General features: G+C 61.7%; 5 protein-coding genes. 3 read left to right on the top strand and 2 right to left on the bottom strand.

Annotated features, from left to right (window positions below):
* Positions 1-397 precede the first annotated feature (397 nt).
* Entirely contained in the window at positions 398-1321 is a 924-nt protein-coding gene (locus I2487_RS08610) for a LysR family transcriptional regulator (RefSeq protein WP_207172880.1), read from the bottom strand.
* A gap of 146 nt (positions 1322-1467) precedes the next feature.
* Between I2487_RS08610 and I2487_RS08605 the strand changes: the two genes are divergently transcribed.
* The 3 genes from I2487_RS08605 to I2487_RS08595 all read left to right on the top strand — a co-directional run bounded on the left by I2487_RS08605 (position 1468) and on the right by I2487_RS08595 (position 4569).
* Positions 1468-1875, top strand: coding sequence for a hypothetical protein (locus I2487_RS08605; protein WP_207172878.1), 408 nt, complete (start codon positions 1468-1470; stop codon positions 1873-1875).
* 24 nt (positions 1876-1899) lie between these two features.
* Positions 1900-2766, top strand: a complete 867-nt coding sequence (locus I2487_RS08600; RefSeq protein ID WP_207172876.1) for an alpha/beta fold hydrolase — start codon at positions 1900-1902, stop codon at positions 2764-2766.
* A 339-nt stretch (positions 2767-3105) separates the two neighbouring features.
* Positions 3106-4569: an NAD-dependent succinate-semialdehyde dehydrogenase gene (locus I2487_RS08595; RefSeq protein WP_207172874.1), complete on the top strand. Its 1464-nt coding sequence runs from the start codon at positions 3106-3108 to the stop codon at positions 4567-4569.
* An 89-nt stretch (positions 4570-4658) separates the two neighbouring features.
* Here I2487_RS08595 and I2487_RS08590 read toward each other — a convergent pair.
* Positions 4659-5839, bottom strand: a protein-coding gene (locus I2487_RS08590; protein ID WP_518523713.1) for an IS3 family transposase whose coding sequence is annotated in 2 segments (ribosomal slippage) — positions 4659-5576 and positions 5579-5839 — 1179 coding nt in all. Because the reading frame shifts where the segments join, the coding sequence is not laid out codon by codon here.
* Positions 5840-5869 lie beyond the last annotated feature (30 nt).

Here is a 5869-nt window from a genome sequence, read left to right as displayed (position 1 = left end):
ATCCATCCGAAAGACCTCGGCGGGGTAGCGTCGGACACGTCGAGGTCTTTCGGATGGATGGCGTAGGAACCTCCATCGTCGGGAAACCTCGACGTCTATCTGCGGACCGACGCGCCCGGCCGACCTACACCCTCATCTGGGAAGAGCCCCCAACCGGGCAATCTCGAACGAGGTGGTGTCCATTGAAGCGACGTGGGTCTGGGTCACTGAGGAGGGGGGATGTGATCAGCGACCCCACGGAACGCCGTCTGTTCTTCTTCAATTTCGAGGAAGGTGAAGACGGGGGACTGTTGGCCAGTGACTACAGCTACGACACCGTCTGATTGAAGAAGGCGCGTGGTCGATGACCGAGAGGTGCGGTGCCGTTGAGTAGGTGCTGTCGCTGCGGGTGGATGGGTCAGGTCACCAGTGTCGTGTGGGGAGGAGGGGCACTCAGGGCGGTGAATTGGGTGGTCTCGATGAAGGCACGGGCGGCCCAATGTTCGTTGTCATGGCGCCAGGCCACACTGACTGTGGAGGGCGACAGGTCGGTTACGGGGACGAATGCCAGGCCGGGGCGGCTGTAGAAACGCTGGGTGGAGGATTGGGTGAAGGCAACGCCGCGGCGGCTGAGGATAGCCTCGAAGCACTCGTCCACGGTGCTGGCCTCGGAGCCGATGACGGGCGACTGATTGTGGCGGGCGTCGGTGGCCAGCCAGAAGTCGCGCCACACCTCCGGAGCCTTGCGGGCGATGAAGGGCTCTTCGAGAAGTTCTTCTACTTTGATCGAGGACCGTGTGGCAAGTTCGGAGGCCTCTGAGACGGCTAGAACACGGGGCTCCTCAAATAGTGTTGCCATTCGAAGATCTTTGAACTCTGGCAAGGGTGGGCGCACGAACGCGACGTCGGCACTGCCGTCGGCGAGCCCTGCTGTGGGATCGCGGAAGGGGTAGGAACGCATCTCGACCTGGACCCCGGGGTAGTTGTGACGATACGCCTCCAGGGCAGCTTGGGTGAGCTCGGCGGCGGCATTGGCTTGGAAGCCCACCACCAGTTTCTGGCCCGGTTCCTGGGCTGCTTGTCGGGTTAAGGAGGCGGCGGCGTCGGCGGCCGACAAGAGTTCACGGGCGTGGCCTAGGAGCACCTCTCCAGCGGGTGTGAGGGTCACCCCTCGGTTTGTGCGATTGAACAGGGGCGTGTCCAGGCCTCGTTCCAGATTGCGGATCTGCACGCTCAACGACGGTTGGGTGATGAAGAGCCGGGCGGCGGCGTGTCCGAAGTGCAGTTCTTCCGCAACACTGACGAAATAGCGCAGGACCCGCAGCTCGAAGGGAGGCTGCATGGGGTGAACGCTATCGACGGGGCCTACGACTGGTCAATAGGCGTGGCCTATCGCGGCATTACAGATGAGTAATGGTTTAGTGACCCAGCTCACGATTGAATGAGCGGGCAAGCGTCACCGACACGTCAGGCGGGAAGGACCACCTCATGACTGCCACGACCACAACCCTCTCGACCCAGCAGTGGGTCGACGCCTTTGGATCCGCGAACGACCAAGACGCCGAGATTCAAACCCACGGGAAGTACTTCACCTGCTCCTATCTGCTCGACATGGAAGAGCACTCCTTCGTGGTGCGGATGAATGCCGGCAAGGTCGCCGAGATCGCTATTGACCCTGGGCCCTTGGACGCACCATACAGTTTCGCCATCAAGGCCAGCTCGGCCACCTGGCGCGAATTCGGCACCGCGATGCCGGCCCCGATGTTCCACGGTATTTGGGCGGCGACCTTCCAACGGGACATGCGCCTGGAGGGCGAGATCCTCGTCTTGATGCAGAACCTGCGCTGCTTGACCCGTCAGATCGTCCTTCTGCGCACCGTCGGCGTCCCCGTCTGAACCCCTGAATCAGGAGGAAATCTTATGTCTCGCATCTCACCGGTCACCGGCCACTACGTCACTGTCGACGTCGATGGGCTGGAATACAAGGTGTTCTACCTTGAGAACGGCACCGGCCAGCCCCTGGTGTGTCAACACACTGCTGGGGCCCACAACCATCAGTGGCGCGGACTGCTGGAGGATGAGGAAGTCACCGCAAACTACCGGGTCATCGCCTACGACCTGCCTCGACACGGGAAGTCTGACCCTCCGGAGAACACCGCCTGGTGGACCGAGGAGTATCAACTCACCGCCGACCACTACGCCAATTTCATCATCGCCCTTTGCGATGCCTTGGAGCTGGAAGCCCCGATCTTTATGGGCTCTTCCTTTGGCGGCAACATCGCGTTGCAGCTGGCCCACCGGCGTCCAGACCGCTTCGACGCGGTGATTCCCGTCGAAGCCGCCGACTACTCCCCGGGGTTCTATCTGGACTGGTGGCAGCATCCGCATGCCAACGCCGCCCAGGTCTGCGCCAGTGGTACATGGGACTTGATGGCACCTCAGTCACCGGATGTGGAACGGTGGAAGACGTGGTTCTACTACTCCCAGGGGTCGGAGGCATTCAAGGGCGATCTGCATTTCTACTCCGTGGACCATGACATGCGCGGCAAGCTCCAGGAGATCGACACCGACCAGTGCGCAGTGGTCATGATGACCGGGGAGTACGACTATCTCACCACCCCCGAGGACGGGACCCGGACCTGTTCTCAGATCCGCAACGCGGAGTTCATCGAGATGAAAGAGATCGGGCACTTCCCCATGAGCGAGAACTATCCCGTGTTCGGGCGTTATCTGAAGCAGGCCCTGGGGATTCTCAAGGAGAAGAAAGCCACGTCTGTCAGTACCTAATCTCGCTGCGGATTCCTTTTCTTCACTGGCGGTTGCTCCTGGTCCAGGACGTGTGACGTCCTCCAGTGTCGAGTCGAGCCGTGGGCCATCCTTCGCCCGTCGGGTGGCCCACGGCTCACGTCCCGATTCCATACGAGTCCTGGCGTTGCGCACTACCCCAATGCAGGTAAGAGCCCGTGTCTGAGCTGTATGAAGTGTCCCACGGGCCCAGCACGACGCCGTCGCCCGGTGTCTGTGGCGCACTCGAGGGCCACCGACCGGTTGGCGACCTTTTGATCGAATACATCGCACCCCGGATGCGTGACGGCAACACCTCGACCAGCCTGTCAGGAAGCAACCATGACGACACAGGACATCGCCACCACCCTCCTCTCCCGGGTCCCCACCGGTTTGCTCATCGGCGGGCACTTCGTGTCCTCAGCCGGGCACGGTCAGTTCGACGTCACCAATCCAGCCACTGGAGAAACGCTTATCGCCGTCGCTGACGCCACCGTGGACGACGCCAAACAGGCCCTCGACCGAGCGTGTGACGCCCAAGAGTCCTGGAAGCGCACTGCTCCGCAGGTGCGGGCCGACATTCTGCGCCGCGCCTACGAACTGATGCTGGAACAGGCGGAGGACCTCGCGCTGTTGGTGACCCTAGAAATGGGCAAGCCCCTGCAGGAGTCCTTGGCGGAGGTAAAATACGCTGCTGAGTTCCTGCGGTGGTTCTCCGAAGAGACCACCCGTATCAACGGCATCACCCGGGCGGCCCCGGATAATGACTCCCGGATCTTTACCCTCAAGGAACCTGTCGGTCCGTGCCTGTTAGTGACACCGTGGAACTTTCCATTGGCGATGGGCACCCGCAAGATTGGGCCCGCTCTGGCCGCCGGCTGCACAGCGATTGTGAAACCGGCGACTCATACCCCGCTGGCGATGAACGTGCTGGGCCGTATTTTTCTAGAGGCGAGCCTGCCCGCCGGTGTGCTTTCTATCCTTCCCACCAGTGACTCTCCAGCCGTGGTCGCCGCGATCATGGCTGACTCGCGGCTGCGTAAGCTCTCCTTCACCGGTTCCACTCAGGTCGGGAAGATCCTCGCCGCCCAGGCGGCGGAGAACGTGTTACGGATTTCCCTTGAACTCGGTGGCAATGCCCCGTTGATCGTGTGCCGCGACGCTGACGTCGATCGGGCGGTGGCCGAGACGATGAAGGCGAAACTGCGCAACAACGGGGAGGCGTGTACGGCGGCCAACGTTATTTATGTCCATAGCGACGTCGCTGAGCAGTACGGCACGGCCCTGGCGCGTCGGTTCGACGAGTTGGTTGTCGGTCCTGGTTGCGAAGAGTCCAGCACGGTGGGTCCGCTCATCGACGACGGCGCCGTGCGTAAAGTCGAAGGGTTAGTCCAGGACGCGATTGATAAGGGTGCTCGCGTGCTCAGCCGTCTCCAGGCCCCGTCTCCGGGTAGCTACTGCTCTCCGGCGGTGTTGGGAGATGTGCCGTTGCAGGCGCGTCTGGTGCGCGAGGAGATCTTCGGTCCAGTCGCGCCTATCGTTGTCTGGGAGGACGTGAACGAGCTGTTGGAGGGGCTGAATGCTTCCCCCTACGGCCTGGCCGGCTATCTCTTCACGCGGGATTTGGACGCTGCCCGACGGTTCAGTGAAGATCTGCAGGTCGGGATGCTCGCCATCAATCGCGGTGTGCTCTCCAACGTGGCCGCACCTTTTGGGGGCCTGAAGCAAAGTGGCTACGGCCACGAAGGCGGAGACGAAGGCATCGAGGAGTACCTGGACACCAAGTACGTTGCTTTGCACAGTTAATCTGCGTTACTAGAAGGCGGTTCAACTGGTGGAGCTTGGGTCTGCCGCACCGATCGGGGGTCTGCTGACGGTTTAGTTGACCTCGGGGTTTACGCCGCCAGAGCGACGGTCGCTTTGTAAACGGTCTCGTATTCAACCGGGGTCAGCTTACCCAGACGACGCTGCCGACGGCGCCGGTGATAAGTCCGCTCGATCCAGTAGACGATCTCCCTGCGGAGCTCATCCCGGGAGGACCAGCGGCGCTTGTTGAGCACGTTCTTCTGCAGCGTGGAGAAGAAGCTTTCCATCGCGGCATTATCGCCTGCAGCGCCAACCCTGCCCATCGATCCGAGCAGATCGTGAGCCTTGATCGCTCGCTGGTATTTTCTTGAACGAAATTGAGAGCCTCGGTCGCTGTGAACGGTGCATCCGGCCGCTGCGCGCGCTCCGCGGCGGGCCACCGCGTCGTTCAACGCGGCCACCGCGAGATGGGACTTCATCCGTGGTCCGATCGAGTAGCCCACGATCCGATTCGAGAACACGTCCTTGACCGCACAGGCGTAGAGCTTGCCTTCAGCGGTGCGATGCTCCGTGATATCGGTAAGCCACAGCTGATTCGGAGCAGTCGCTGTGAAGTCGCGTTGGACCCGGTCATCACAGACCGGAGGGCCTGGCTTCTTGTTCACACGCCGGGCTCTGCGGACCGTGGCCGAGAAGATCCGCTGCTGAGAACACAGCCGCCAGACCCGGCGCTCCGAGACACGATGCCCAGCCGCGCAGAGCTCATCAGCGATGAACCTGTGCCCGAACTCGGGATCATCGGCGTGGATGTCATAGGCGGCGTTGAGCAGTTCCGCCTCCTGCCAGTCACGAGCCGAGACCGGGTTCGCCGCCCATTTGTAGAACGCCTGCTTCGAGAAGCCCAACACCCGACAGGCCACCGCTACCGGAACATCGGCGACGGCAAGGTCACGGACCAGCGGGAACATCATTTTGGGCGGGCCTGCCCGACCTTCAGATTCGCCTGCGACAAGTACGCAGTAGCTCGACGCAGGATCTCGTTTTCTTGTTCGAGTTCGCGGATGCGTTTGAGCATCTTCGACTGGTCCGCTCGGCCAGCAGCATCCTCAGCAGGCTCGACACCGTGGTGATGTGCTCGATCCTTGCTCACCCACATCTGCAGGGCTGACTTCGAGATGCCTAGGTCTTCGCAGACCTGCTTCTGGGTCATCCCGGAATCGAGCAGCTCCAACGCGGAGGCCTTGAACTCCTCGGAGTAGATCTTCGGCATGGGACTATCCTCTCTGCTTTCTTAGCAGTC

The sequence above is a fragment of the Nesterenkonia sp. E16_10 genome (assembly GCF_017347085.1).
Classification (GTDB): domain Bacteria; phylum Actinomycetota; class Actinomycetes; order Actinomycetales; family Micrococcaceae; genus Nesterenkonia.
This window is presented reverse-complemented; position numbering and strand designations above follow the sequence as displayed.